The organism is Azospirillum sp. HJ39, assembly GCF_041507355.1.
In the GTDB taxonomy this organism is placed as follows: domain Bacteria; phylum Pseudomonadota; class Alphaproteobacteria; order Azospirillales; family Azospirillaceae; genus Azospirillum; species Azospirillum thiophilum.
This window is the reverse complement of record NZ_CP167912.1, coordinates 368,030-391,846: the sequence shown is the minus strand read 5'-3', so window position 1 is coordinate 391,846 and position 23,817 is coordinate 368,030. Positions and strand designations below refer to the sequence as shown.

The 23,817-nt window shown below is 69.3% G+C and carries 21 protein-coding genes and 1 tRNA gene; 9 read left to right on the top strand and 13 right to left on the bottom strand.

Features of this window, described 5'->3' with window-relative positions:
- Nucleotides 1–23: 23 nt before the first annotated feature.
- From ABMY26_RS29345 to ABMY26_RS29335, 3 genes are all read right to left on the bottom strand, one after another.
- The gene (locus ABMY26_RS29345; protein ID WP_372399704.1) at nucleotides 24–1,763 is read right to left on the bottom strand and encodes a pyruvate, phosphate dikinase; all 1,740 of its coding nucleotides are present in this window, start codon (nucleotides 1,761–1,763) and stop codon (nucleotides 24–26) included.
- A gap of 8 nt (nucleotides 1,764–1,771) precedes the next feature.
- Nucleotides 1,772–2,341 (bottom strand): NAD(P)-binding domain-containing protein, encoded by a 570-nt coding sequence (locus ABMY26_RS29340; RefSeq protein ID WP_372399703.1) that lies wholly within the window; start codon nucleotides 2,339–2,341, stop codon nucleotides 1,772–1,774.
- A gap of 183 nt (nucleotides 2,342–2,524) precedes the next feature.
- Nucleotides 2,525–3,337 carry an NUDIX hydrolase gene (locus tag ABMY26_RS29335; protein WP_372399702.1) on the bottom strand — a complete coding sequence of 271 codons (813 nt, stop codon included), beginning with the start codon at nucleotides 3,335–3,337 and terminating at the stop codon, nucleotides 2,525–2,527.
- A 221-nt stretch (nucleotides 3,338–3,558) separates the two neighbouring features.
- Here ABMY26_RS29335 and pyk point away from each other — a divergent pair, with 221 nt between their 5' ends.
- Nucleotides 3,559–5,028, top strand: coding sequence for a pyruvate kinase (pyk, locus tag ABMY26_RS29330; protein ID WP_372399701.1), 1,470 nt, complete (start codon nucleotides 3,559–3,561; stop codon nucleotides 5,026–5,028).
- 63 nt (nucleotides 5,029–5,091) lie between these two features.
- Here pyk and ABMY26_RS29325 read toward each other — a convergent pair whose 3' ends face one another.
- Together ABMY26_RS29325 and ABMY26_RS29320 are read right to left on the bottom strand one after the other, a co-directional pair.
- Nucleotides 5,092–5,781, bottom strand: coding sequence for a GntR family transcriptional regulator (locus ABMY26_RS29325; RefSeq protein WP_372399700.1), 690 nt, complete (start codon nucleotides 5,779–5,781; stop codon nucleotides 5,092–5,094).
- Nucleotides 5,782–5,964: 183 nt separating this feature from the next.
- Nucleotides 5,965–6,621: a thiamine phosphate synthase gene (locus ABMY26_RS29320; RefSeq protein ID WP_372399699.1), complete on the bottom strand. Its 657-nt coding sequence runs from the start codon at nucleotides 6,619–6,621 to the stop codon at nucleotides 5,965–5,967.
- A gap of 339 nt (nucleotides 6,622–6,960) precedes the next feature.
- Between ABMY26_RS29320 and oxlT the strand changes: the two genes are divergently transcribed.
- The 3 genes from oxlT to ABMY26_RS29305 all read left to right on the top strand — a co-directional run bounded on the left by oxlT (nucleotide 6,961) and on the right by ABMY26_RS29305 (nucleotide 9,899).
- Complete coding sequence (gene oxlT, locus ABMY26_RS29315; RefSeq protein ID WP_372399698.1) at nucleotides 6,961–8,262, top strand: oxalate/formate MFS antiporter; 1,302 nt, start codon at nucleotides 6,961–6,963, stop codon at nucleotides 8,260–8,262.
- A 384-nt stretch (nucleotides 8,263–8,646) separates the two neighbouring features.
- A complete protein-coding gene (locus ABMY26_RS29310) occupies nucleotides 8,647–9,261 on the top strand; it encodes a Hint domain-containing protein (RefSeq protein WP_372399697.1) in 615 nt (204 codons plus the stop codon).
- Nucleotides 9,262–9,740: 479 nt separating this feature from the next.
- Nucleotides 9,741–9,899, top strand: a complete 159-nt coding sequence (locus ABMY26_RS29305) for a hypothetical protein (RefSeq protein WP_372399696.1) — start codon at nucleotides 9,741–9,743, stop codon at nucleotides 9,897–9,899.
- 88 nt (nucleotides 9,900–9,987) lie between these two features.
- On the opposite strand, the gene ABMY26_RS29300 is transcribed toward ABMY26_RS29305, so the two are convergent.
- A complete protein-coding gene (locus ABMY26_RS29300; protein ID WP_372399695.1) occupies nucleotides 9,988–10,200 on the bottom strand; it encodes a hypothetical protein in 213 nt (70 codons plus the stop codon).
- Nucleotides 10,201–10,732: 532 nt separating this feature from the next.
- A tRNA-Ser gene (locus tag ABMY26_RS29295) sits at nucleotides 10,733–10,825 on the bottom strand.
- 298 nt (nucleotides 10,826–11,123) lie between these two features.
- On the opposite strand from ABMY26_RS29295, the gene ABMY26_RS29290 reads away from it, so the two are divergent.
- On the top strand, nucleotides 11,124–11,360 hold the full coding sequence (locus tag ABMY26_RS29290) for a hypothetical protein (protein WP_045584157.1): 237 nt from the start codon (nucleotides 11,124–11,126) through the stop codon (nucleotides 11,358–11,360).
- Nucleotides 11,361–11,370: 10 nt separating this feature from the next.
- Here ABMY26_RS29290 and ABMY26_RS29285 read toward each other — a convergent pair whose 3' ends face one another.
- Together ABMY26_RS29285 and gatB are read right to left on the bottom strand one after the other, a co-directional pair.
- Nucleotides 11,371–13,152 carry a PAS domain-containing protein gene (locus ABMY26_RS29285; RefSeq protein WP_372399694.1) on the bottom strand — a complete coding sequence of 594 codons (1,782 nt, stop codon included), beginning with the start codon at nucleotides 13,150–13,152 and terminating at the stop codon, nucleotides 11,371–11,373.
- Nucleotides 13,153–13,316: 164 nt separating this feature from the next.
- Nucleotides 13,317–14,768, bottom strand: coding sequence for an Asp-tRNA(Asn)/Glu-tRNA(Gln) amidotransferase subunit GatB (gene gatB / locus ABMY26_RS29280; protein ID WP_372399693.1), 1,452 nt, complete (start codon nucleotides 14,766–14,768; stop codon nucleotides 13,317–13,319).
- Between the two features lie 253 nt (nucleotides 14,769–15,021).
- On the opposite strand from gatB, the gene ABMY26_RS29275 reads away from it, so the two are divergent.
- Complete coding sequence (locus ABMY26_RS29275) at nucleotides 15,022–15,732, top strand: hypothetical protein (protein ID WP_372399692.1); 711 nt, start codon at nucleotides 15,022–15,024, stop codon at nucleotides 15,730–15,732.
- 30 nt (nucleotides 15,733–15,762) lie between these two features.
- On the opposite strand, the gene ABMY26_RS29270 is transcribed toward ABMY26_RS29275, so the two are convergent.
- Together ABMY26_RS29270 and fliN are read right to left on the bottom strand one after the other, a co-directional pair.
- The gene (locus ABMY26_RS29270) at nucleotides 15,763–16,998 is read right to left on the bottom strand and encodes a diaminopropionate ammonia-lyase (RefSeq protein WP_372399690.1); all 1,236 of its coding nucleotides are present in this window, start codon (nucleotides 16,996–16,998) and stop codon (nucleotides 15,763–15,765) included.
- A 185-nt stretch (nucleotides 16,999–17,183) separates the two neighbouring features.
- Complete coding sequence (gene fliN / locus ABMY26_RS29265; RefSeq protein WP_085084056.1) at nucleotides 17,184–17,486, bottom strand: flagellar motor switch protein FliN; 303 nt, start codon at nucleotides 17,484–17,486, stop codon at nucleotides 17,184–17,186.
- A gap of 279 nt (nucleotides 17,487–17,765) precedes the next feature.
- Here fliN and ABMY26_RS29260 point away from each other — a divergent pair, with 279 nt between their 5' ends.
- The gene (locus ABMY26_RS29260; protein WP_372399689.1) at nucleotides 17,766–18,608 is read left to right on the top strand and encodes a sulfurtransferase; all 843 of its coding nucleotides are present in this window, start codon (nucleotides 17,766–17,768) and stop codon (nucleotides 18,606–18,608) included.
- Between the two features lie 15 nt (nucleotides 18,609–18,623).
- On the opposite strand, the gene murJ is transcribed toward ABMY26_RS29260, so the two are convergent.
- The gene (gene murJ, locus ABMY26_RS29255) at nucleotides 18,624–20,174 is read right to left on the bottom strand and encodes a murein biosynthesis integral membrane protein MurJ (RefSeq protein WP_372399688.1); all 1,551 of its coding nucleotides are present in this window, start codon (nucleotides 20,172–20,174) and stop codon (nucleotides 18,624–18,626) included.
- 236 nt (nucleotides 20,175–20,410) lie between these two features.
- Here murJ and ABMY26_RS29250 point away from each other — a divergent pair, with 236 nt between their 5' ends.
- Both ABMY26_RS29250 and eno read left to right on the top strand, forming a co-directional pair.
- Nucleotides 20,411–21,193 carry an alpha/beta fold hydrolase gene (locus tag ABMY26_RS29250; RefSeq protein WP_372399687.1) on the top strand — a complete coding sequence of 261 codons (783 nt, stop codon included), beginning with the start codon at nucleotides 20,411–20,413 and terminating at the stop codon, nucleotides 21,191–21,193.
- Between the two features lie 168 nt (nucleotides 21,194–21,361).
- Nucleotides 21,362–22,639, top strand: a complete 1,278-nt coding sequence (gene eno / locus ABMY26_RS29245; protein WP_372399686.1) for a phosphopyruvate hydratase — start codon at nucleotides 21,362–21,364, stop codon at nucleotides 22,637–22,639.
- An 85-nt stretch (nucleotides 22,640–22,724) separates the two neighbouring features.
- Here eno and ABMY26_RS29240 read toward each other — a convergent pair whose 3' ends face one another.
- Nucleotides 22,725–23,765: a plasmid partitioning protein gene (locus tag ABMY26_RS29240; RefSeq protein ID WP_372399684.1), complete on the bottom strand. Its 1,041-nt coding sequence runs from the start codon at nucleotides 23,763–23,765 to the stop codon at nucleotides 22,725–22,727.
- Nucleotides 23,766–23,817 lie beyond the last annotated feature (52 nt).

Here is a 23,817-nt window from a genome sequence, read left to right as displayed (position 1 = left end):
CGCCGGCCTTCGAACCGCCCCCCTCAATCCGCAGCCAGCCCAACCCCCAACTCCCGCATCCACTCCAGCAGCAGGGCGACCGCGCCGTCCGGCTCCGGCCGCTGCAGGGCGGCGGCGCCCAGCACGACGACACCGTTGCCGCCGTCGATGGTCAGCAGGTCGCCGGTGCGGACCGTGACGGCGCCGGCGGTCATCAGCCCCTGCTCCGGATCGATGCGCAGGGTGCGGGCGCCGCAGACGCAGGGCAGGCCCATGCCGCGCGCCACCGTGGCGGCATGGCTGGTGAAACCGCCGCGCGCGGTGACGATGCCGACCGCCGCATGCATGCCGTGGATGTCCTCCGGCGAGGTTTCCGGCCGGCACAGCACCACCGGAACGCCGCCGCGGGACAGCCGTATGGCATCCTCCGACGTGAAGGCGGCCCGGCCGGTCGCCGCACCCGGCGAGGCCGGCAGGCCGCGGGCGAGGATGCTGGCGGGATCGCCGGCCAGCGCGTCCGGCGCCAGCATCGGGCGCAGCAGCCCGTCCAGCGCCTGCGGATCGACGCGGCGCACCGCCTCGGCCCGCGTGACGATCCCCTCCTCCGCCATGTCGACGGCGATCCGGACGGAGGCCTCGGGCGTGCGCTTGCCGCTGCGCGATTGCAGGATGAACAGGCGGCCGGACTCCACGGTGAACTCGATGTCCTGCATGTCGGCGAAGGCCCGCTCCAGCCGCGCCGCCACCGCCGACAGCTCGGCGAAGGCTCCGGGCAGGCGGCGCTCCATCGACTGTTCAGGCCGGTCCTGTCCGGCGGCCAGCGGGTCGGGGTCGCGGGTGCCCGACACCACGTCCTCGCCCTGGGCGTCGGCCAGGAACTCGCCGCACAGGCCGGGCGCACCGGTGGACGGGTCGCGGGTGAACAGCACGCCGGTGCCGGAGTCCGGCCCGCGGTTGCCGAACACCATCGCCTGCACCGTCACCGCCGTCCCCAGATCCTCGGGGATGCCGTGCAGGCCGCGGAACGCCACCGCCCGCGGGTTCATCCAGGACCGGAAGACCGCGGCCACCGCGGCGCGCAGCTGCTCCGCCGGATCCTGCGGGAAGGGCCGGCCGCAGCGCGTCTCGACCAGATGCAGGTAGCGCGGCAGCAGCGCCTGCCAATCCTCCGCCGTCATCTCGGCATCGCGCCGGTATCCCCGCTCCTCCTTGAGGTCGTCGAGCAGGGTCTCGAAACGGTGCCCCGGCACCCCCATCACCACGCTGCCGAAGGATTGGACCAGCCGGCGGTAGCAGTCGTGGGCGAAGCGGGCGTCGCCCGACCCCGCCGCCAGCCCGATCACCGTCCGGTCGTTCAGGCCGAGATTCAGGATGCTGTCCATCATGCCGGGCATCGACACCGCCGCGCCCGAGCGGACCGACAGAAGAAGCGGCCGGTCGGCGACACCGAAGCCCGCGCCGGCCCGGCGCTCCAGGTCCGCCACGGCGCCGTCGATGCGGTCGGCCAGCCAAGCGGGAAGTTGGTCGGGCAGCCGGTCGGGCAGCCGGTCGGGACGTTGGGAGTCCGCATCCAGCCCGCGCCCGGCCTCGGCGGCGATGACGAAGCCCGGCGGCACCGGAATGCCGAGCCCGGCCATCTCGACCAGCCGCGCCCCCTTGTTGCCCAGCCGCTCCACGTCGACGGAGCCATGGACGAGGCCGGGGCCGAAGGCGACAATCGCGCCGGGCGGAATTTCGACGGCCCGGACCGATGTGCGGCAAGGCGGGACGATATGAGGTGTCATCGGCATCGTCATCCTGCGCTCGCCCTGCTTCTGGCCGGCTCGTCGAAAGCCATCAGGCGCAACAGCCGGTGCAGCCCGTCCGGATCGTCGGCGTCGCGCTCCGCCCCGCGGGTCAGGCGCGCACGCTGCCCCTCGCCCGGCCCGCCGGCCCGCTCGACCCTGGCAGCGAACAGGCGCAGCAGCGGTTCCGCCCGGGCACAGGCGGCGGCATCGCCGCCCAGATCCACGGAAAGATCCACGGAAGAATTCCCGGCAGGACCCGGGACCGGTTTCCCGGCGCCGGAAACCGGCGCATCGACCAGCAGCCCGCCCCGCCCGGCGACGCGCGCAGCGTTGAGCGCAGCGTCGGCGGGGGACAGGTGCGACAGGTCGATCAGCAGCCGTCCCGGCGGCAGGGTCGCGGCGAGGCCCCCGTCGGAAAACAGCGCCGCTTCGACGGCATGGGCATCGGGCAGCATCAGCATGATGACGTCGCACTCCCCGACCGATGCCCGGACGGAATGGCCGTGATGGACATCGATGCGACGGACATCGCCATGGCGCTGGAGCCGGTGCCCCGCTTCCCGCAGCCTGTCCATGATCGCTTCGGCCACATCTCCGCCCCCGCTACCCCCGATGAACCCGATATCCATGTCCGCGATCCCCCGAGCCTCCGCCCGTCCGTGAGCGTCGGACGGAAGCTTGGTTGCGCGCACCGCATCGCACAATAGCACCATTGCGCAATTTTCACATCGCGGAAACCGGTTCCAACTTACCTATTCTTACCCGAGCCTAACATTTTCGGCCGGCGTCTCCAGTGGCGAAAAGCCGCAGCCGGCGGGAATCCGGAACACCGGCCCGGCCGGCGTGTCCACCGGCACCGGCAGAATCGGGGGCGGCGGCTGCGGCCCGGCGGCGGCGCAGGCCATCGCGTCGGCAACGTCGGCACAGCCCGCCAGCCGCAGCAGCGTCATCCGCGTGGCGAAGACCAGCCGGCGCCGCCCGGCCGCCGCCTCCGCCAGCAGGCGGCGCGGCGAGGCCCACTGCGCGGCGACCGCCTCGCCGCCGTCGCAGAGCGGCTCCTGCCCCGGCGGTGCGGGAGCGAGGAAGAACAGCGTGTCGAAGCGGCGCGGCAGCGTCTCCGGCGTCATCCAGCGCGCCAGCGCCGCCATGCGGTCGAGCGCCGGGACGAACCCGGCCGCCGCCAGGGCCGTCCCGAACCCCTCCCCCGCCGCCAAGGCCGCGCGCAAGGCCGCCACCGCGGACGGGCCGGGAGGGCCGGCAGGGCCGGTTCTCTCCTGCGCCAGCAGGATCCCGCATTCCTCCAGGCATTCCCGGATGGCGGCGACACGGTGGGGCAGGTCGGCGGGCGGCCCCACAGCAGGCTCCGCAGTCGGCCAGGAGGCCCGCCAGGCCGGATCATGGTCGGCCGCCTCCAGCCGGCCGCCGGGGAACACGGTGGCGCCGGGGGCGAAGCGCAGGCCGGCATGGCGCTCGATCGTGAGCAGTTCCAGCCCGTCCACCCCGTCGCGCAGCAGGATCAGCGTGGCGGCCGGATGGGGCGGAGCGGGGGCATCGGGGGGTGTTTCAGCCATGCCCCAGTGTCGCCGACCGGCGTTGCGGCTGTCCATGCGCGGCACGGGGAACCGCTCTCACGATGCGGAATAGGAGGCGGCCGGCGTTTGACCGTCCGGCGCATCCCTTCCAGCATCCGGCCATCACCAGCACAAAACCCCGATCCGCACCTCATCGTTCGCCAGTCCCGCCCCTTGCGCCCTTTTTTCGCGCTAGGGCCGGGCGGAGGAAGGCTGTCGCCATGCCGTTTCACCGCAGCACCAAGATCGTCGCCACCCTGGGTCCAGCCAGCTCGTCGGAAAGCCAGATCACGGCGCTGGCCGAGGCCGGCGTCAACGTGTTCCGCCTGAACGCCAGCCACGGCACCCAGGCCGAACATGCCGAGCGCTATGCCCGCATCCGCGCCGCGGAGGACCGGCTGGGACGGCCGATCGGCGTCCTGCTCGACCTCCAGGGTCCGAAGCTGCGGGTCGGGACCTTCGGGTCCGGGCCGGTCGATCTGGCGATGGGCGACCGGTTCCGGCTGGATCTCGACCGCAGCCCCGGCGACGGCCGCCGCGTCTGCCTGCCCCATGAGGAGGTGTTCGCCAGCCTGGAACCGGGACTCGACCTGCTGCTGAACGACGGCCGCATCCGCCTGCGCGTGCTCGATTGCGGCCCCGGCTTCGCCGAGACCGAGGTGGTGGCCGGCGGCACCCTGTCCGACCGCAAGGGCGTCAACGTCCCCGGCGCCGCCCTGGCCTTGAGCGCCCTGTCGGAGAAGGACCGCAGCGACCTCGCCTTCGGGCTGGATCTCGGGGTCGACTGGATCGGCCTCAGCTTCGTCCAGCGGCCGGAGGACATCCTGGAGGCGCGCGCGCTGATTGGCGGCCGTGCCCATGTGATGACCAAGATCGAGAAGCCGGCGGCGCTGCCGACGCTGGAGCGGATCATCGAGCTGTCGGACGCGGTGATGGTCGCCCGCGGCGATCTCGGCGTGGAGCTGCCGCCGGAGGATGTGCCGGGGCTGCAGAAGAAGATGATCCGGCTCAGCCGCGCCATGGGCAAGCCGGTGATCGTCGCCACCCAGATGCTGGAATCGATGGTGTCGGAGCCGACCCCGACCCGCGCCGAGGCCTCCGACGTCGCCAACGCCGTCTATGACGGGGCGGATGCGGTCATGCTGTCGGCCGAATCCGCGTCGGGCCGCTACCCGGTGGAAGCGGTGGCGATGATGGACCGCATCGTCCGCCGGGTGGAGCGCGACCCGCTCTATCGCCGGATCATGGATGCCGACCATCCCAGCCCCGAGGCGACCGCCCCCGACGCCCTGACCGCGGCGGCCCGCCAGGTGGCGGAGACGATCAGCGCCGCCGGCATCGTCACCTACACCACCACCGGCTCGACCACGCTGCGCGCCTCGCGCGAGCGGCCATGCGTGCCGATCCTCGGCCTCAGCGCGACGCGGGAGACCGCGCGGCGGCTGTCGCTGGCCTGGGGCGTCCATTCGGTGTGGACCGACGACGTGGCGGATTTCGCCGAGATGGTCGGCCGCGCCCTGGCCGCCGCCGCGGATGCCGGCATCGGCCGGTCCGGCCAGCCGCTGGTCGTCACCGCCGGCGTTCCCTTCGGCACGCCCGGCAACACCAATGCGCTGCGCGTGGTGACCATCGACGGCGACGACGTGCCGAAGGCGAAGGCTCCGGCGGTGCGGGAGACGGTGCCGGCCTGAGGACGGCGCGGTTGGAATGGCGGGTGCGGGAGTGGCAGCCCCCGCCCCCTCATTCCGGGTCCCTTATTCCAAAAAGTCGCAATGCTTCTCGACATGGGCGGCCAGCCCCATCGTGTGCTCGCGCACCAGCCGTTCGGCGAGGTCGGCGTCGCGGGCCTCCAGCGCCTTGATGATGGCGCGGTGGTCGTGGATGGAGCGTTCGGCCCGGTCCTCCTGGCCGATGGTCAGCTTGCGGATCGCCCGCATGTGGATGAACAGGTTGTCGGTGACGTCCTGGATCAGCTTCGACCCGCTCAGCTGGATGATGCTCTTGTGGAAGGCGATGTTGGCGTCGGAATATTCGCTGACATGGTCCTTCGGGCTGCGCTGCTCGAAGCTGCCGAACAGGTCCCACAGCTTGTGGATCTCCGCCGCCGGGGCGTGTTCGGCCGCCATGCGTGCCGCCATGCTCTCCAGCGCCGCCCAGACCTGGATCATCTCGATGACCTCGGTCTTGGTCTTGCGGACGACGAAGATGCCGCGGCGCGGCTGCAGGCGGATGAAACCCTCCTGCTCCAGCAGGGTCAGCGCCTCGCGGATCGGGGTGCGGCTGACGCCGAGCTTGTCGCTGAGCTGGCGTTCGTCCAGCCTGATCTCGCGGTCGTGGTCATAGATGTCCATCTCCGTGATCGCCTGCTTCAGCGCATGATAGACCTGACTGCGGAAGGTCGTTCCGGTGTCGAGGGGCTGGACGTTGAGAGCGGGAACGGTCATGGAGTCGATGTCCTTGTGTCTACTCGCCGGATGTCTTGCCGGACAGATGTGCTGCCAGCCGGATGTCTGTCCAGCCTGGGCGGCGCACCCGGTCAGGCGCCGGATGGAGGCGCACGGCCTTTTACGTATCCTACATACCAGATGCATGCAAGGCGCTGAAATGTCCAGGGGGGCGGCCCCCGATCACGCCTGCGGCCCGGCATCGCACGGAGCCGCCGCGCTCTCCCCCACCAGCACGGCGAGCAGCGGCGCCAGCGCCTGCGGGCCGCGCATCGCCAGCCCCATCACCGCCACGCCCGCCGCTCCGGCCGCAAGGCAGGCGGCGACCGCGTCCGGCCTGTCGATTCCGCCGAGCCCGAGCACCGGAACGCCGCGATCCGTCCAGCGCCGCAAGCCAGCCGCACCCAGGCACGGCCCGTAGCCGGGCTTGCTGGTCGACGGGAAGACCGGCGAGAGGGTGACGTAATCCACCTGCCCGCGCGCCCGCTCCAGCGCCTCCCCGCGTCCCGAGTCGTGGAGTGACTGCCCGACCAGCGCCCGCGGCCCCAGCAAAGCGCGGGCGGCGGCCGGATCGCCATCGGCCCCCAGATGCACCCCGTCCACCCCCGCCTCCCGCGCCAGCGCCGGGTCGCCATGCAGGGTGACGCGGGCCCCCCAGGGCCGGGCGCGCAGCGCCAGCGCACGGGCGAGCGCCAGACGGTCGGCATCGGGCAAGTCCTTGTCGCGCAACGACAGCCAGCGCAGCCCCGACGCGAACAACCGCTCCGCCAGCTCCGGCAACGGCAGGGCGGCCGCATGGCGGTCGGTGACGGCCAGCAGCGGCGGCGTGGCAAGAATCATGGATCGGGGCCTCCCATTCCGGCAGGCCATCATCGCAAGCCCCGCCACGTTCGGCCAGTGGCCAGGGCCCATCTTTTCCATCCTGCGGAAATCGGCGGGATTCGAATGGACAGGACGGGCACGATTCGTCGCGGCTGAAAATGCTTCGTATTGACATAGTCAGCGAAACTGATGATCGTGGCTGCGGGTGTGGGCATTTGGCATGCCAACCACCATCTGCCGGCCATACCGAAGCCCCGCCCATGGCCTTTTTCCGGATCCGAAGAACAGCACCGTCAAGCAAGGCAAAGGGTCCGGACGTCCGAACAGAAGATGTCGGGTGAAATCGGGAGGAAGGACATGGTGCGTGAGACGCACGGCAACACGGCCCGGGTCGCACCCTGGGGCGGGCGCTGGATGCAGTTGGCCATCGGCATCGTTTGCATGTCGATGATCGCAAACCTGCAATATGGCTGGACCCTGTTCGTCGAACCGATCGACGACAAGCATGGTTGGGGTCGCACCGCGATCCAGGTCGCCTTCACCATCTTCATCGTCACCGAAACCTGGCTGGTGCCGGTCGAGGGCTGGTTCGTCGACCGCTTCGGCCCGCGCATCGTCGTGCTGGTCGGCGGCGCGCTGTGCGCCCTGTCCTGGGCGCTGAACGCGGTGGCGGATTCGCTGGCGCTGCTGTATCTCGCCGCGGTGATCGGCGGCATCGGCGCCGGCGGCGTCTATGGCACCTGCGTCGGCAACGCGCTGAAATGGTTCCCCGACCGCCGCGGCCTCGCCGCCGGCCTGACCGCCGCCGGATTCGGCGCCGGCTCCGCGCTGACCGTCGTGCCGATCGCCACCATGATCGAGATCTCCGGCTTCGAACGGACCTTCCTGGTCTTCGGCCTGGGCCAGGGCCTGGTCATCCTGGTGCTGGCCTGGTTCCTGGCCGACCCGCCCAAGCCCGGCCATGGCCGGACCACGGCCGCGGTCGCCGAGCGCCGCCACTTCGCCCCGCAGGAGATGCTGCGCACCCCGGTCTTCTGGGTCATGTACGCCATGTTCACCATGGTCGCAGCCGGCGGCCTGATGGTCACGGCGCAGCTCGGCCCCATCGCCGCCGACATGGGCCTCGTCGACGCGCCGGTCAGCCTGCTGGGCCTGACCCTGCCGGCGCTGACCTTCGCCCTGTCGATCGACCGGGTGATGAACGGCATCACCCGCCCCTTCTTCGGCTGGGTGTCGGACCATATCGGCCGCGAGAACACCATGTTCATCGCCTTCACCATCGAGGCGGTCGGGGTGATGGCGCTCAGCGCCTATGGCGCCGATCCGGTCGCCTTCGTCATCCTGACCGGCCTGGTGTTCTTCGCCTGGGGCGAGATCTTCAGCCTGTTCCCGGCCTGCTGCGCCGACACCTTCGGCTCGCGCTTCGCCGCGACCAACGCCGGGATGCTCTACACCGCCAAGGGAACGGCGGCGCTGCTGGTGCCGCTGGGCAACCTGATGGTGGCGGCGACCGGCAGCTGGCAGACCGTCTTCTACAGCGTCGCCATCGTCAACGCGCTGGCCGCCTTCCTGGCCCTGTTCATCCTGAAGCCGATGCGGGCGCGCTACATCGCCGCCAGCACCGCAACCCCGCGCCTGACCACCCGCCTGGCGGACTGACGCCCGGCCGGATTTACCTGCACCGCTCCGGCCCCGTCATCGGCCCCGCCATCGGCCCCCGCCATCCGCCGCGAAAAACGGCACAGCGCCTTTGCGAGCATCCGCGGATGGACGGGGTTGGTCGGCCCGGCATGCTCCACCAGCCCTCCTCGCATGGATGGAGGCCGCACAGCCTGCCGACAGGAGCCCCGGGCCGCCTTTGCAATCTAAAGTTTGATAAACGTCGCAAGTCATCACAACTAGAAGGAATTTTGAACAAACCGGTCATTTCAATTCCAAAACAGTGGCTTATCATTCCCGAAATACTTCGCGTCAATGGCAAATAAAAAAGAAGAACGCCGCCGTGGCGAAGTAAACACAGGTCACTGAACAAGGATTATTGAGATGGCTCCCGCACCTATCCCGACCTGCGTCCTGCGCGGCACCTATGTTCGCTCCGTTTTTGGAGACGTCGCCGTGGAAAGCCTGAAGATCGGCGATCTCGTCAAGTCTTCGACCACGGGTGAATTCCGTCCCATTCGCTGGATCGGTCGCCGTGTCCTCGCCGGCTCGTCCCTGGATACCGAACAGCTCCGTCAGGTCCATCTGCCGGTCCGGATCATGCGGGACGCCATCGCGCCGGGCCTGCCGGCCCGCGACCTGTACCTGTCGCCTGCCCACGCGCTGCTGATCGGCGCCTATGGCGTGTCGGCCCGGCTGCTGATCAACGGGTCGTCGATCCGTCAGGTCGATGAGATGGAGGAGATCGAGTATTTCCACATCGAACTCGACAGCCATGACGGCATGTTCGCCGAGGGGCTTCCGGTGGAAACCTATTTCGAGGCGGACAACCGGCAGGCCTACGACAATGCCGCCGAATACGAGGCGCTGTATCCGGGCGACGATCCGCGCGTCCAGGAGCCCTGCGCGAAGATCGACATTCCGCTGGCCGCGCTGGACCGGATCCGCGCCAACCTGACCGAGCGCGCCGAACGGATGGGCCTCGTCGAAGCGGTTTGAGCCTTCGCAGGAACCGGGGCAAGGCAACGGCTCCCGATGGGACACCATCGGGAGCCGTTCTGTTTTTGCCCGATTGCGGAAGACCTTGAGCATACCGGCAGCGGTGTGCGGCATGATGGACATCGGGCCATCGCCGCCGCCGGCTTATCATGGCTGCGATCATGCAAAACCGCCCGTCATGGAAAATGCGATGAACAGGATCTGGCACGAGGCCCACCCCATGCCGCCGAAGGCGACCCGCCGGCAGCGGGTCGAATGGCATCTGGCGCACTCCCAAGCCTGCGGATGCCGGCCGCCTCCGCCCTCCCTGCTCCCCGAGATCCGTGACCTGGAACGGAAGAGCCTGCCTGCGGCCGAAGGCGATGCCGCCCGATAGCCCCCCTCGCCGCGGCGTTTCAAACGCGAATCCGGCGGGCCGCCGGGGACGAAATCGGAGCGAGGCTGTTGAAGTGGGATCGCATTCGACCGGAGCAACCATCATGAGCGACAAGCCAACCGAAGATCAGCCGGTGCCCGACGCCGTCAACCGGCAGGTTCCGAAGAAGCGCCCCGATGGCGATGCGGCGCATCGGCCGGGCCCCGGGCAAGCCGATGACCGCGAAGGCCAGACGCGGGAGCCGGGGTACGACGAGGCGTAGGAGCGGTTCGGGCGAATATCGCGCGTTTCGGGAATTCGGACGGGAGAATCCCGCGCCTCCATGCGCTTGAGCGGAAGCAGACGGAACTTCAGTGGTTGAAGAACCAGAGCATGAGGCGCAGTGCGAGCACAAGGAAACCGCTGGCCACGATCCCCATCAGGGCGTCTGCGGCCTCGATATCGGAACCGGACCAGATCATGCAGCCGATCAGGATCAAGCCGATCAGAAGGCCGATGAAGAACCACCTGAGCAGCCGGTTCCCAAGCAGAATGTCCCAGAGGGCTTCCATCAGATCGACCATGGATTTCCCCCGTCGAACGCGTGACGAAGCTTAGCCGACGGTGCCGTTCCGGTCAAACCGGCGTCCCACCTCCAGACCCTCATGGCCGCGGCCGAGCGGTTGTGCCGGACCGCGGCGCGGACGGCCATAGGGTTTGTCCCATCGGGCTGGCGATGAAACAGAAAGGTGGGTGCGGGATCATGGGCATGTCTGACGGCGCGTCAGGCAATCTCCCTCGACTAAGGGTGCCTGTTCGGCACCCTTTTTCTTTGAGGGGGAAGACGGCAGCGAACCGCCGGCCTTCGTCTTCGCCGGCAGCGCTTCCCCAGCATCCGGGCCGTTCGGGACGACGCGCAGAGCGGCAACTTCAGCAGAGACCGGTCCCCCGGCCGGATTGACGGCGCCGTCGGTACAGGCAGGCCGTAAGGCGCATCTCCGTAACCGTCCGTAGAAAGCCGCCCCGTTGCTGCCTGAGGCTTTGGGATATTCTGTGCGGGAAAGTTAAAAGCTAGAGCGGATTTTACTGCAAAATCAACGCTCTAGCGAAATCTGATGGCGGAGGGGATGGGATTCGAACCCACGATAGGGCTTTAAACCCTATGACGGTTTAGCAAACCGTTGCCTTCAGCCACTCGGCCACCCCTCCAGCCAGTGCGGCAACCCCGTGGGGCGTCGCTGGCGTGGGGAGGGTTCTAGCGGGGCGGCCATGCCCTTGTCAACGCTTACGGAGATGGAAATTCGCTTTTCTCGAAAATAGAAAGAGTGGGACAAATCTGTATCAAATTTTAGGTACTTTTTAATGGCCGTCCGTTATGATCCCGCCATGAGACGCAAAAAGTCCAGGTGACGTACAGCTCGATCGCGCAGGTCCGATCCCATCGGCCAGCTCCACCGGAGACCGTCACCGCAGCCCGTCGCCGCGCCCCATCGCTGTGGAGGATGCCATGACCCTGTCACGCCGTTGCACCGAGACGCTGATCGACCTCGTGGAGATCAAGCTGAGCTGTCTGGAGATCACCGATCGCGAGGACCAGCGCGAGAAGGAACTGCTGCAACGCTGCGTGCAGGAACTGCACGCCGAACTGCGCGGGGAAAACGGTGCGCTGGCCGATTTCGCCGCGCCCAAGCGCCGCGGCCGCCGGCCCAAGCATCTCCAGCTCCACGAGCTCCACCACGCCTGACCGGCGCCCGTCAGGTCAACGCCGCTTCCACCGCGGCTGCCGGCTGCATGGCCGGCGCCTCGCGCGGCAGCAGCATGGTGAAGCGGGTGCCCTGCCCCGGCCAGGACTGGACCGAAACGGTGCCGCCGAGCGGGCCGGTCACCGTGTTGAACACGATGTGCAGGCCCAGCCCCGACCCGCCCTGCCCCCGCTTCGTGGTGAAGAACGGGTCGAAGACCTTCGACAGATGCTCCGGCGCGATGCCGGCGCCGTCGTCGATGAAGTCGATGCGCACCCGCTCGGCCCCATCCGGCTGCGCGGTGATCCGGATCGTGCCGGCTGCGGCCTCGCCCCCGCGGTCGCCCCCGCGGTCGCCGTCGCCATAGGCGTGGACGATGGCGTTGATCACCAGATTGGTCAGCACCTGGCCCAGCGCGCCGGGGAAGCTGTCCATCGCCAGTTCGTCGTCGCACTCCACCGCCACCCTCAGCCCGGTGCGCTTCAGCCGCGGCCGCAGCGAGAACAGCAGTTCGCGGATGTAGCCGCCCAGCTCGAAGACCCGCCGGTCGCCCGAGGACTGGTCGACCGCCACCTGCTTGAAGCTCTGCACCAGCGATGCGGCACGGTCGATGTTGGCCATCAGCAGGCGGCTGCTCTCGCCCAGGCCGTCCAGGAATTCCAGGAATTCCGACTTGCGCAGCGTGTTGCCGGCGAAACGCTGGCGCAGGATCTGCGCCTGCTCGCCGATGTGGCTGGCGGCGGTCAGGCCGATGCCGATCGGTGTGTTGATCTCGTGCGCCACCCCCGCCACCAGCTGGCCGAGCGAGGCCATGGTCTCGGCCTGGATCAGGCTCTCCTGCGCCTCGCGCAGTTCGGCCAGCGCCTGCTCCGCCTCCTCCCGCGCCTGGACCATCGCCGATTCGGCGGCCTTGCGGTCGGTGATGTCGTAGAGCCAGGTCAGCAGCGCCGATTCGCCGTCCAGCTCGATGCTGTTCCATGAGGACAGCACCCAGACGACGACGCCGTCGGGCCGGCGGAACCGGATCTCGGCGTTGCGGAACGGTCCCTCGCGGTCGAAACGGGAGATCAGAGCCGCGCGGTCGTCGGGTTCGGCATACAGGTCTGCCACCGGCGTGCGCATCAGCGCGGTGCGCTCGCGCCCCAGCAGGCGCGCGGACTGGGCGTTGCAGAACAGCCAGCGGCCGTCGCGGGTGGTGACGTTCACCGCGATGGGCGCCGCCTCCATGATCTTCAGAAGCCGCTCCTCGCTGGCGCGCAGCCGCTCCTCCTGCCGGCGGGCCTCGGTGATGTCGGTCATGATGCCGGCATAGCGCACGGCGCGGCCAGTGTCGTCGCGGAAGGCGCGGCCCTTGGCGGCGATCCAGACCCAGCCGCCGCCCTCGTGCCTCAGCCGGTAGGAATAGGCGTAGCTGGAGGTCTCCCCCGCCAGATGCGAGGCGATATGGGCCAGCACCCGGTCGCGGTCGTCGGGGTGCAGCCGCCTTTCCCAGAAGTCGGGCGGCATCGGCGGCCGGTTGCGGTAGCCCAGCATGCGCGGGAAGGTGTCGGTCCACCAGCAGGTGCCGGCCAGCAGGTCGGCGTCCCACACCGCGGCCCCGGTCGCCTCCAGCGCCATCTCCAGCCGCTCGCCGGTCTTGGGTTCGGGCAGGGACGGCTTGGCCCCGGCTGCGGCCTGGGGCGGCAACCCGGCCCTGCGGGCGGCCCGGCGCCCGGCATACAGGCCCAGCAACACCCCCAGCAGCCCGCCGACGGACACCCCCGCCAGCGCCACCATCACCGGCTCCGCCGCCATGGTCCCTCCACCGTTTCCAGCACTGTGGCGACGGTAACCGGGAAAATTCAACTGCGGCTTTGCCGTACCCGACGGCGGCACCCAAGAAAAAAGCCTCTCCCGCAGGGGAGAGGCTTTCTTTCGGACAGGGTGGCGATTTAAGGCCGCCAAGCGGTGGCAGCCGCTTACCCCTTCAGTTTCTTGGTCAGGATTTCGTTGACCATGGCCGGGTTGGCCTTGCCCTGGGTCGCCTTCATCACCTGGCCGACGAAGAAGCCGAACAGCTTGTCCTTGCCGCTGCGGAACTCCGCCACCTTGTCGGGGTTGGCGGCCAGAACGGCGTCGATCGACCCTTCGATGGCGCCGGTGTCGGTGACTTGGCGCAGGCCCTTCTGCTCGACGATGTCGGCGGCCTTCCCGCCGGTTTCGAACATCGCCTCGAACACCTCCTTGGCGATGCGGCCGGAGATGGTGTTGTCGGCGATCAGGTCGATCAGGCCGCCGAGATTGTCGGCGGACACCGGGCTCTCCTCGATCTCCTTGCCGGCCTTGTTCAGGTAGCCGAACAGCTCGCCGGTGACCCAGTTGGACGCCAGCTTCGGATCGCGGCCCTTGGCCACCGCCTCGAAATAATCGGCCTTGGCCTTTTCCGACACCAGCACGCCGGCGTCATAGACCGACAGCTTGTAGTCGTCGATGAAGCGGGCCTTCTTGTCGTCCGGCAGTTCCGGCAGCGTCTTCTCGATCTCCGCCACCCACGCCGCGTCGAGTTCGAGCGGCAGCAGGTCGGGGTCGGGGAAGTAGCGGTAGTCGTGCGCCTCCTCCTTCGACCGCATCGAGCGGGTCACGAACTTGGTCGTGTCCCACAGGCGGGTTTCCTGGTGGATCTTGCCGCCCTCCTCGATGATCTCGATCTGGCGGCGCGCCTCGTACTCGATGGCCTGCATGACGAAGCGGATCGAGTTGACGTTCTTGATCTCGCAGCGGGTGCCGAATTCGTCGCCCGGCTTGCGCACCGACACGTTGACGTCGCAGCGCATGGAGCCTTCCTCCATGTTGCCGTCGCAGGTGCCGAGATAGCGCAGGATCGAGCGCAGCTTGCGCACGTAGGCGCCGGCCTCTTCCGCGCTGCGCATGTCGGGTTCCGACACGATCTCCATCAGCGCCACGCCCGACCGGTTCAGGTCGATGTAGGTCTTGGACGGATGCTGGTCGTGCAGCGACTTGCCCGCATCCTGCTCCAGATGCAGGCGCGTGACGCCGACGGTGCGGCTGGTGCCGTCCGGCAGGTCGAGCACGATCTCGCCCTTGCCGACGATCGGCTGCAGGAACTGGCTGATCTGGTAGCCCTGCGGCAGATCGGCGTAGAAGTAGTTCTTGCGGTCGAAGACCGAGGCCAGGTTGATCTGCGCCTTCAGGCCCAGGCCGGTGCGCACCGCCTGCTCGACGCAAAATTCGTTGATGACGGGCAGCATGCCGGGGAACGCAGCGTCGACGAAGCTGACCTGGCTGTTCGGCGCCGCCCCGAATTCGGTGGCGGAGCCGGAGAACAGCTTCGCATTCGAAATCACCTGGGCATGGACCTCAAGCCCGATCACGATTTCCCAATCGCCCGTTTCACCCTGGATGTACGACATCGTTCCGCTCTTCGACGTTCACGGCACGGGACCGGCCGGGCGGCATCCCCCGAAAGGACGCTCCGGCCATACCCTTGGAATCCTGTTTCTTCTAGCGCCCTTTGCGCCCGCGCGCACGCTTTATCGCGCCGCCGGCCCGCCAGCCCGCCTTACCTCCGCACTTACCTACTTTGTGCGGCGGGTCACAGACGTGCCATTAACCATCGGGCAAGCTTTGCCCCGCAGGCTGGTGGAGTCGAGCGGGGAGGGTCTGATGTCGGTGCTGGCGCTGGTTCGGAAGGTCGGGTTCGCGGTTGGCCTGCTCGGGGTTGGCCTGGGTGCGCTGCCGACAGCCGCCACCGCCACCCGGCAGACGGGCATCGCCGTCAACCCGGTCACCATAAATCCGGTCACCGTCAACCCGGCTCCCGCCGCCGCACCCGCGACCGCGTACCCCGACGCCGCCCTGTCCCGCAGCGACCAGGGCGACCTCACCGTGCTGCGGCTGGACGGCATCATCACGCCGGGGGCCGAGCGCCGCTTCGTCGACGCGCTGCATGCCCTGCCCGCCCGCCGCCCGGTGATGGTGGAGTTGGCGAGCCCCGGCGGCTTCACCGCGGCCGGCTACCGCATGATCGACGCCGTGCTGGCCGAGCGGCAGGGCGGGCGTCCGGTCGCCACCCGGGTGCGCGACGGCGATTCCTGCGAGAGCATGTGCGTCGGCCTCTATCTGGCCGGCTACCCGCGCTATGCCGAGCCGGGGGCCGAGTTCATGGTGCATGCGCCGCGCATGGCGGAAAGCGGCCACATGACCATGCGGTCGACCCAGGCCATGGTGCAGCGGCTGGTCTCGCTCGGCGCGTCCCCCGCCTGGATCCAGCGCGTCACCGCGGCCGGCGGCTTTTCCGGCGCCCGCGACTACCGCGAGACCGCCGACCGGCTGAGCGCCGACGGCGCCAACATCGTCACCGACCTGCTGCGCTGACGGTCCGCAGCGGACCGCCCGCCACCGCCCTCACCCCTCCATGACCAGCCCGGGCGGCCGGCCGACGATCCGCTCATAGACCTCCGGGTCGGTCGCCCCCTCGGTCCCGAACACCAGCACGCGCGCATCCGGAACCAGCCCCAGGGCCAGCCGGACCTCCTCATGCGCCGCGGCGCAGAGCAGGCCGGCCAGGCCGGCCACCCCCGATTCTCCGGCGACGATCGGCCGGCCGCCATGCGCGCCCTCGGCCAGCTTGCGCATGGCGGCGACCGCGCCCTCGTCCGGAATGGTCAGGAAATCGTCGGCGCCGCGCTCCAGGATCGCCCAGGCCAGCAGCGAAACCTCGCCGCAGGCGAGCCCCGACATCACGGTGTCCAGGTCGCCGTCCGACCGCACCGGCCGGCCGGCGACGGCGCTCCGGTACAGGCAATCGGCATTGTGCGGCTCCACCACCACGAAGCGCGGGCGCTGGCGGCCCCAGCTTTCCCACAGATGGCCGCAGACCGCGGCGGGCAGCCCGCCGACGCCGCCCTGCACGAAGACATGGGTCGGCCGCTCGCTGGCGGGAAGCTGCGAGATCGCCTCCTCCACCATCACGGTATAGCCCTGCATCACGTCGCGCGGCACATCCATGTAGCCGGTGTAGGAGGTGTCGGAGACGACGAACCAGCCATTGTCGGCAGCGTCGGCGGCGGCCCGGCGCACCGCGTCGTCGTACAGCCCGTCGACCGCCACCAGCCGCGCCCCGTACGCCTCGATGGCGGCGCGGCGGCCGGCGGAACAGGCTGCCGGCACGTACACCACGCAGCCGCAGCCGAACACCTGCGCGCCCCAGGCGACGGAGCGGCCATGGTTGCCGTCGGTCGCTGTGGCGACGGTCAGGCCGCGCGTCACCTTGGCATAGCGGCCGACGACGAGGTCCAGCGCCGTCACCGGCACGCCCGGCACCCGCGCCGTCACCTCCCGCGCCAGCAGCCGCAGCACGGCGTACGCGCCGCCCAGCGCCTTGAAGCTGCCCTGGGCGAAGCGGGTGCTTTCGTCCTTGTACCACAGGCGGTCGATGCCGGCCTCCCGCGCCAGTCCGGGCAGGGAGCGCAGCGGCGTCGGGGCATAGCCGGGCCAGGCGCCGATCTCGGCCATCGCCTGCTCGAAGGCGGCGCGGCTGAGGATCGCGCGCTCCGGCTCGCCATAGACCCGTTCATGGTCGGCGCGCGGGTTCGCGTACAGGCGCGGCAGGCAGGAGGATGGGGAGACCGCGTGGGACATGGCTTCGCTCTCCGGACCGGCTGACGGAGCGGCGCCGTCGGTGACGGCACATCCCACGACCGCACCCAACGAGATCAGAAGCCACCCGCTCCCGTCAAGCCGCCAACTTGGGCGAGGCTGCTACCGAATGAAGCATGGCGGACAAAGGGGCGGGCAAAGGGGCATGAAGGACCCGGCCGGAAGTCTCAGCGCTTCCACTCGCGGCTGGACTTGATGAAGTCCGTCAGAGTGACGCCGATCTTGTCGTCGATGATCGCCACCTCGCCGCGGGCGACCAGCACGCCTTCGACATAGACGTCGGTCGGATCCTTCAGGTGGCGGTCGAGTTCCACCACGGCGCCGCGGCCGAGCTTCAGCAGGTCGCGGACGCGGAGCATCGCGGTGCCGATGACGACCTTGATCTCCACCGGCGCATCGCCGATGGCGAAGGACGAGGCGTCGCCGTCGTTGGGATCGGCCGCGCCGAGCAGGTCGTCGATGTTGGCCATGATGTCGAAGCTCCCACGCCCGGTTCGCGCCCGTATCGGCGCCCGGGACGGCGCGATCTGCACGAACGGGCGATCCTACACCCCTTCCGGGCGGGCGGGCAACGGCACCGCTGCCCGCCCTTTGCGACAAGATTGGGCTTTTCCCCCACCGGCGCTTCGCCCACACTGTCCGTCCGCCCGCCGCCGCGGGCTCCCGCCGACCGGCCTCCCATTCGTTGCGACACGGCAACGACCGCTGTCCGGCAACGGCGCCGATCAACCGGAACCGGGTTTACGCAGATGACCGACACCAGTTTCCCCCCGCTCGTGGATGCCGCCTGGCTGAAAAACCGCCTGGGCAACTCCGCAATCGTCGTCCTGGATGTGCGAACCCCGCCCACCGGCGGCTTCGTTCCGGGAGCGGTTCATTCCGACTATGCAACGGCAGGCTGGCGGACGACGGTCGGCGGCGGGGCCGGGATGCTGCCGGAACCGGCGGTGCTGGAGGGGCTGATCGGCGGGCTCGGCATCCGCAACGGCGACCATGTCGTGCTGGTGGCGGCCGGTGCCAATGCATCGGACATGGGCAACGCCACCCGCGTCTATTGGACCTTCAAGACGCTGGGCCACGACGCGGTGTCTATTCTGGACGGCGGCTTCGCCGGCTGGATCGCGGCGGGCGGCCCGGTGAAGCCGCTGCCGGCGGACCGCAAGCCGGTGGCCTACACCGCCCATCCGCGGCCCGGCCTGCGCGCCACGCTGGAGGAGGTCGAGGCAGCCGTGGCGGCCGGGACCACCCCGCTGCACGACGCCCGCTCGGCCGAGCAGTTCGCCGGCAAGGCCAAGAGCCCGCAGGCACGCGCCGCCGGCACCATCCCGGGTGCGGTCAACCTCGACATCGCCGCGCTGTTCTCGGCGGATGAGCACCGCTTCGCCCCGGCCGACACGGTCAAGGCGCTGGCGGCGCAGGCCGGCCTGCCGCTGGCGGACCAGCCCATCACCTTCTGCAACACCGGCCATCTGGCCTCGGTGTCCTGGTTCGCCCTGAGCGAGGTCGCCGGGGTGCCGGGGGTGCGGCTCTATGACGGGTCGATGTCGGAATGGAGCGCCGATCCGGCCCGGCCGCTGCAATCCGCCGAATAACGTCCGCCGAACACCTCACGCCTTGGCCCGGCGGCGGCGCAGACGGCCGAGGTCGCTGCGCCGCACCAGCCCCAGCAGAACCGCGGCGATCCCATAGACCGCCAGCCCGGCCAGGGCCAGCAGCAACAGGCCGCCCAGCCGCTCGACCGCATGGAGGGAGTCCAGCCAGGGCGCCAGCCGGGCGGCGACGAACCACAGGGCGCCCGCCATCGCCGCGGCGGCCAGCGCCATGCGCGGCAGGTTGCGGATCAGCCGGACGTCGGCCCGGAACAGGCCGCGCCGGTACAGCAGCCACGCCAGCAGCCCGGCATTCACCCAGGCTCCGACCGAGGTGGCGACCGCCAGCCCGACCTGCGCCAGCGGCCCCATCAGCGCCAGCTTCAGCGCCACGTTGATGCCGACCGCGACGAGCGCCACCCGCACCGGCGTCGCGGTGTCGTGGCGGGCGTAGAAACCATTCACCAAGCTGCGGATCACCACGAAGGCCGGCAGCCCAAGCGCATAGGCCTGCAGGGTGAGGGCCGACGCCGCCGCGTCCGCCGGGCCGAAGGCGCCGCGCTGGAACAGGACCGACAGGATCGGCGTGCCGGCCACCAGGAAGGCCACCGCCGCCGGCAGGGTCAGCAGCAGCGAGAATTCGACGGCGCGGTTCTGGCTGTCGACCGCCCCGGCCTCGTCGCCACCCTTGATCCGCTTGGTCATTTCCGGCAGCAGAACGGTTCCGACGGCGATGCCGATCACCCCCAGCGGCAGCTGGTTCAGCCGGTCGGCGTAATAGAGGTAGGACACCGCTCCGGTCGGCAGGGCCGATGCGATCAGCGTGTCGGCGAACAGGCTGATCTGGGTCAGCCCGGACCCCAGCGCCGCTGGCCCCAGCACCGTCAGGAAGCGCTTCACGTCGGCCGACAGCCGCGGCACCACCGGCCGCAGGGTCATCCCCGCCCGCCGCGCGTCCCAGGCCAGATAGAGATACTGCGCCACGCCCGACGCCAGCACGCCCCAGGACAGCGCATGGCCGGCCGTCGGCATCAGCGGCGTGCCGACCACCAGCGCCGCGATCAGGCAGATGTTCATCAGGATCGGTGCCGCCGCCGCCGCGCCGAAGCGGCCCATGCTGTTCAGCACCCCGCCATAGAGCGACACCAGCGAGATCAGCAGCAGGTACGGGAAGGTGATGCTGGTGAACAGCACCGCCAGCCGGAACTTCTCCGGCTCGTCGGCGAAACCGGGGGCGAAGACGGTCATGAATTGCGGCATGAAGGCCAGCACCGCAAGCAGCAGCAGCAACTGCACGATCGCCAGCAGCGTCATCACCTCGTCGGCGAAGCGGCGGGCGGCGGCGCCGCCGTCCTGCACCAGCTTGGCCGAGAACAGCGGCACGAAGGCCGAGTTGAAGGCGCCTTCCGCGAACAGGGCGCGGAAATGGTTGGGCAGGCGGAAGGCGACGAAGAAGGCGTCGGCGACCGGCCCGGCGCCGAGCAGCGCCGCGGTCAGCACGTCGCGCAGGAAGCCGAGCACACGGCTGGCCAGCGTCAGGCCGCCGACGGACAGGATATGACGGAACACGATGGCAGGGTCGCTTCTGTGATGCGGATGATGCCCGGCGGCATCCTAGAGTCCATCGGATGCTTATTGAAGCATCCGATGGACTCCAGCCATTTGATTCTTCGTGCGATTCACGCTTCGGACGATTCCGTCCGAAACGATCGCACTCTGGCGATGCGGCCGCGTTCGTCATAGGATCGCGGCCCGCATTCGTCCAGAACGCATCTCCGACCTCACCGGACAAAGGCCCCCCAGCGATGCCGCAGCAAGCCCTCCCCCTGACATATCTGGAAGCCGGCGAAGCCAATGGCGGGACGCCGCTGCTGGTGCTGCACGGCCTGTTCGGATCGGCCCGCAACTGGCAGACGCTGGCCCGCCGGTTCGGCGAGACGCGCCGCGTCTATGCGCTCGACCTGCGCAACCATGGCGGCGCCCCCTGGGCCGAGGGCATGAGCTATCCGGAGATGGCGGCCGACGTGCTGCGCTTCCTCGACGACCGCGGCTTCGCCCGCGCCAGCGTGGTCGGCCATTCGATGGGCGGCAAGGCCGCCATGGCGCTGGCGCTGGCCCATCCCGACCGGGTGGAGCGGCTGGTTGTGGCCGACATCGCGCCGGTCGCCTACACCCATACCCATGCCCCCTTCGTCGCCGCGATGAAGGCCGCGAAGCTCGACGGCGTCACCCGCCGGCCGGAGGTCGAGGCCCAGCTGGCCGACGCGGTGCCCGAGGCGCCGCTGCGCTCCTTCCTGATGCAGAATCTGGTGCTGGAGAACGGCGCCTTCTCCTGGCGGATCAACCTGGACTCCATCGCCGCCAACATGGCGGGGCTGATCGGCTTCCCCGATTTCGGCGACGCCCATTATGACGGGCCGACCCTGTTCATCGGCGGCAGCGCATCGGACTACATCCGGCCGGAGTCCCACGACATCATCCGCCGCCGCTTCCCCAAGGCCGCGATCCATATGATCGAAGGCGCCGGCCACTGGCTGCACGCCGAGCGGCCGGCGGACTTCGCCGGGCTGGTGGAGGGCTTCCTCTGAGCGGCGGAGGCCGCCGCCACTAGGCCGGCAAGCGGTTGTAAGCCGAAGCAGATATTGCATCGACCGGACGCCGGGGCTATCAAGCCTGCGCGCGCCAAAACGCGGCCCGACCCAAAACTCAGCCTGCGGCCACAACGCGGCTGCCTTTCCTCGAAGGATCGACCGATCATGAGCGTCATCACCGAGATTCACGCCCGCGAAATCCTCGACAGCCGCGGCAACCCGACCGTGGAAGTCGACGTCGCCCTGGACAGCGGCGCCTTCGGCCGCGCCGCGGTGCCGTCGGGCGCCTCCACCGGCGCCCATGAGGCGGTCGAGCTGCGCGACGGCGACAAGAGCCGCTTCGGCGGCAAGGGCGTGCTGAAGGCGGTCGAGGCCGTCAACGGTGAGATCTACGACGCGCTCGCCGGCCTGGAGGCCGCCGACCAGCGCGCCATCGACCTTGCCATGATCGATCTGGACGGCACCGAGAACAAGAGCCGCCTGGGCGCCAACGCCATCCTGGGCGTGTCGCTGGCGGTTGCGCGCGCCGCCGCCGAGGATGCCGGCCTGCCGCTCTATCGTTACGTCGGCGGCGCCTTCTCGTCGCTGCTGCCGGTGCCGATGATGAACATCATCAACGGCGGCGCCCATGCCGACAACCCGATCGACATCCAGGAATTCATGATCATGCCGGTGGGGGCCGAGAGCGGCGCCGACGCCATCCGCATGGGTTCCGAGATCTTCCAGTCGCTGAAGAAGAAGCTGAAGGATGCCGGCCACAACACCAATGTCGGCGATGAGGGCGGCTTCGCCCCCAACCTCGCCTCGACCGAGGATGCGCTCGGCTTCGTCATGAAGGCGATCGAGGCCGCCGGCTACCGGCCGGGCGACGACGTCATGCTCGCCATCGACGCCGCCTCGACCGAATTCTTCAAGAACGGCAAGTATGAGCTGGCCGGCGAGGGCAAGTCGCTGTCGCCCGAGCAGATGGTGTCCTACTGGGCCGATCTGGTCGGGCGCTACCCGATCATCTCGGTCGAGGACGGCATGGCCGAGGACGACTGGGAGGGCTGGAAGGCGCTGACCGACGCCATCGGCTCCAAGGTGCAGCTGGTCGGCGACGACCTGTTCGTCACCAACCCCAAGCGTCTGGCCGACGGCATCAAGCGCGGCGTGGCGAACTCGATCCTGGTGAAGGTCAACCAGATCGGCACCCTGTCGGAGACGCTGGAAGCCGTCGACATGGCGCACAAGGCCGGCTACACCGCCGTCCTGTCGCACCGCTCGGGCGAGACCGAGGACAGCACCATCGCCGACCTCGCCGTCGCCACCAACTGCGGCCAGATCAAGACCGGCTCGCTCAGCCGTTCCGACCGGCTCGCCAAGTACAACCAGCTGATCCGCATCGAGGAGCAGCTCGGCGTCGCAGCCCGCTTCGCCGGCCGCGGCATCCTCAAGGCCTGATCCGTCAGGCCAAGAAAAAAAAGCCCCTCTCCGGGTTGCCGGAGAGGGGCTTTTTGTTGGGCGGGGGCGCCGCGGAGGCCGAACCTCACTCCCCGGCCAGCGCGCCGATCATCCTGCGCACCGCTTTCATCTGGAAGCCGCTCTTGCGCGCGAAATCGTAGCCGGTATAGCCGAACCAGTCCCAGCAGGCCTTCTCGTTCGAGGACTTCTTGGCCTCGCCGTCGATCTGCGGATAGAGCACGACGATGTTGTTGACGTCGGCCCAGCGGTTGTAGCCGGCATGCACGGCGAACCGGTCGCCGATCAGGTTCGAGGCCATCTTGCAGCCGTGGAAGGCGACATGGATGCGGCAAATCTGCCGCCCGCCCTCGCAAGCCTCCGGGACATAGACATACCCTGTCTTCGCCATGCCGGTCCGGCTGGGATCGCCGATGAACGGACGCTGGTCGAACAGTTGCGGCCGGCGGGCGGCTTCGGGCGCATTCGGCGTCCTGGCGTCGGCGTAGACGAAGCGGACGATGGCACCGGCCTGATCGTACCGGCAGTCGTTGAGATAGTCGCTCGCCTCGTTCTTCTTCGGGATGAAGTCGCACGCAGCGCCATAGCCGTCGGTGATGAAGGCGTGCGCCGCCTTCGGCAGCGTCACATAGGCGAAATTCGCCTCCGTCACGCCCAACGCCTTGTAGAACTGCTCGGTGGCGTCGGCGACCGGACGCTTCACCGTGACGTCATTGTCGCCGTTGAACAGGTAGATCCTCGACTGCGCCAGGTTGGACAGCGGGTCGATCTCCCTTGCCCTCTCGCGCGCCCTGGCATTGGCGACCAGGGCACCGACGTCGGGCGGCCCCATGGCGACGTCCATGCAGCGGTTCAGCGCCACCACCACCGGGGCGATGCCGCCCGGCGACACCTCCGCACAGTCGTAAGGACCGCCGGCGACGAGGCCGGCCGCCTTGACGAGGCCGGAATAGGCCACCTGGAACTGCCCGGCCATGTAGGCGCCGGACGAGATGCCGGACACCGTCGTCTGCGCCGGGTCGATCCTCAGCGCCATCCTGGACAGCGTCAGCTCCGCCGCGACGGCGGGGGCCGCCAGCAGCGCCAACGCGGCCGCCGCGAGAGACATGAACGGAAAGGACCGTGTCTTCCGAGGCATCCCTTGTGTCATCGCCATATCC

What these genes read in the sequence shown, in the direction of transcription:
- ABMY26_RS29345 (WP_372399704.1), bottom strand. Translation starts at nt 1,763, where the DNA reads ATGACACCTCATATCGTCCCGCCTTGCCGCACATCGGTCCGGGCCGTC.
- ABMY26_RS29340 (WP_372399703.1), bottom strand. Translation starts at nt 2,341, where the DNA reads ATGGACAGGCTGCGGGAAGCGGGGCACCGGCTCCAGCGCCATGGCGAT.
- ABMY26_RS29335 (WP_372399702.1), bottom strand. Translation starts at nt 3,337, where the DNA reads ATGGCTGAAACACCCCCCGATGCCCCCGCTCCGCCCCATCCGGCCGCC.
- pyk (WP_372399701.1), top strand. Translation starts at nt 3,559, where the DNA reads ATGCCGTTTCACCGCAGCACCAAGATCGTCGCCACCCTGGGTCCAGCC.
- ABMY26_RS29325 (WP_372399700.1), bottom strand. Translation starts at nt 5,781, where the DNA reads ATGACCGTTCCCGCTCTCAACGTCCAGCCCCTCGACACCGGAACGACC.
- ABMY26_RS29320 (WP_372399699.1), bottom strand. Translation starts at nt 6,621, where the DNA reads ATGATTCTTGCCACGCCGCCGCTGCTGGCCGTCACCGACCGCCATGCG.
- oxlT (WP_372399698.1), top strand. Translation starts at nt 6,961, where the DNA reads ATGGTGCGTGAGACGCACGGCAACACGGCCCGGGTCGCACCCTGGGGC.
- ABMY26_RS29310 (WP_372399697.1), top strand. Translation starts at nt 8,647, where the DNA reads ATGGCTCCCGCACCTATCCCGACCTGCGTCCTGCGCGGCACCTATGTT.
- ABMY26_RS29305 (WP_372399696.1), top strand. Translation starts at nt 9,741, where the DNA reads ATGAGCGACAAGCCAACCGAAGATCAGCCGGTGCCCGACGCCGTCAAC.
- ABMY26_RS29300 (WP_372399695.1), bottom strand. Translation starts at nt 10,200, where the DNA reads ATGGTCGATCTGATGGAAGCCCTCTGGGACATTCTGCTTGGGAACCGG.
- ABMY26_RS29290 (WP_045584157.1), top strand. Translation starts at nt 11,124, where the DNA reads ATGACCCTGTCACGCCGTTGCACCGAGACGCTGATCGACCTCGTGGAG.
- ABMY26_RS29285 (WP_372399694.1), bottom strand. Translation starts at nt 13,152, where the DNA reads ATGGCGGCGGAGCCGGTGATGGTGGCGCTGGCGGGGGTGTCCGTCGGC.
- gatB (WP_372399693.1), bottom strand. Translation starts at nt 14,768, where the DNA reads ATGTCGTACATCCAGGGTGAAACGGGCGATTGGGAAATCGTGATCGGG.
- ABMY26_RS29275 (WP_372399692.1), top strand. Translation starts at nt 15,022, where the DNA reads ATGTCGGTGCTGGCGCTGGTTCGGAAGGTCGGGTTCGCGGTTGGCCTG.
- ABMY26_RS29270 (WP_372399690.1), bottom strand. Translation starts at nt 16,998, where the DNA reads ATGTCCCACGCGGTCTCCCCATCCTCCTGCCTGCCGCGCCTGTACGCG.
- fliN (WP_085084056.1), bottom strand. Translation starts at nt 17,486, where the DNA reads ATGGCCAACATCGACGACCTGCTCGGCGCGGCCGATCCCAACGACGGC.
- ABMY26_RS29260 (WP_372399689.1), top strand. Translation starts at nt 17,766, where the DNA reads ATGACCGACACCAGTTTCCCCCCGCTCGTGGATGCCGCCTGGCTGAAA.
- ABMY26_RS29250 (WP_372399687.1), top strand. Translation starts at nt 20,411, where the DNA reads ATGCCGCAGCAAGCCCTCCCCCTGACATATCTGGAAGCCGGCGAAGCC.
- eno (WP_372399686.1), top strand. Translation starts at nt 21,362, where the DNA reads ATGAGCGTCATCACCGAGATTCACGCCCGCGAAATCCTCGACAGCCGC.
- ABMY26_RS29240 (WP_372399684.1), bottom strand. Translation starts at nt 23,765, where the DNA reads ATGTCTCTCGCGGCGGCCGCGTTGGCGCTGCTGGCGGCCCCCGCCGTC.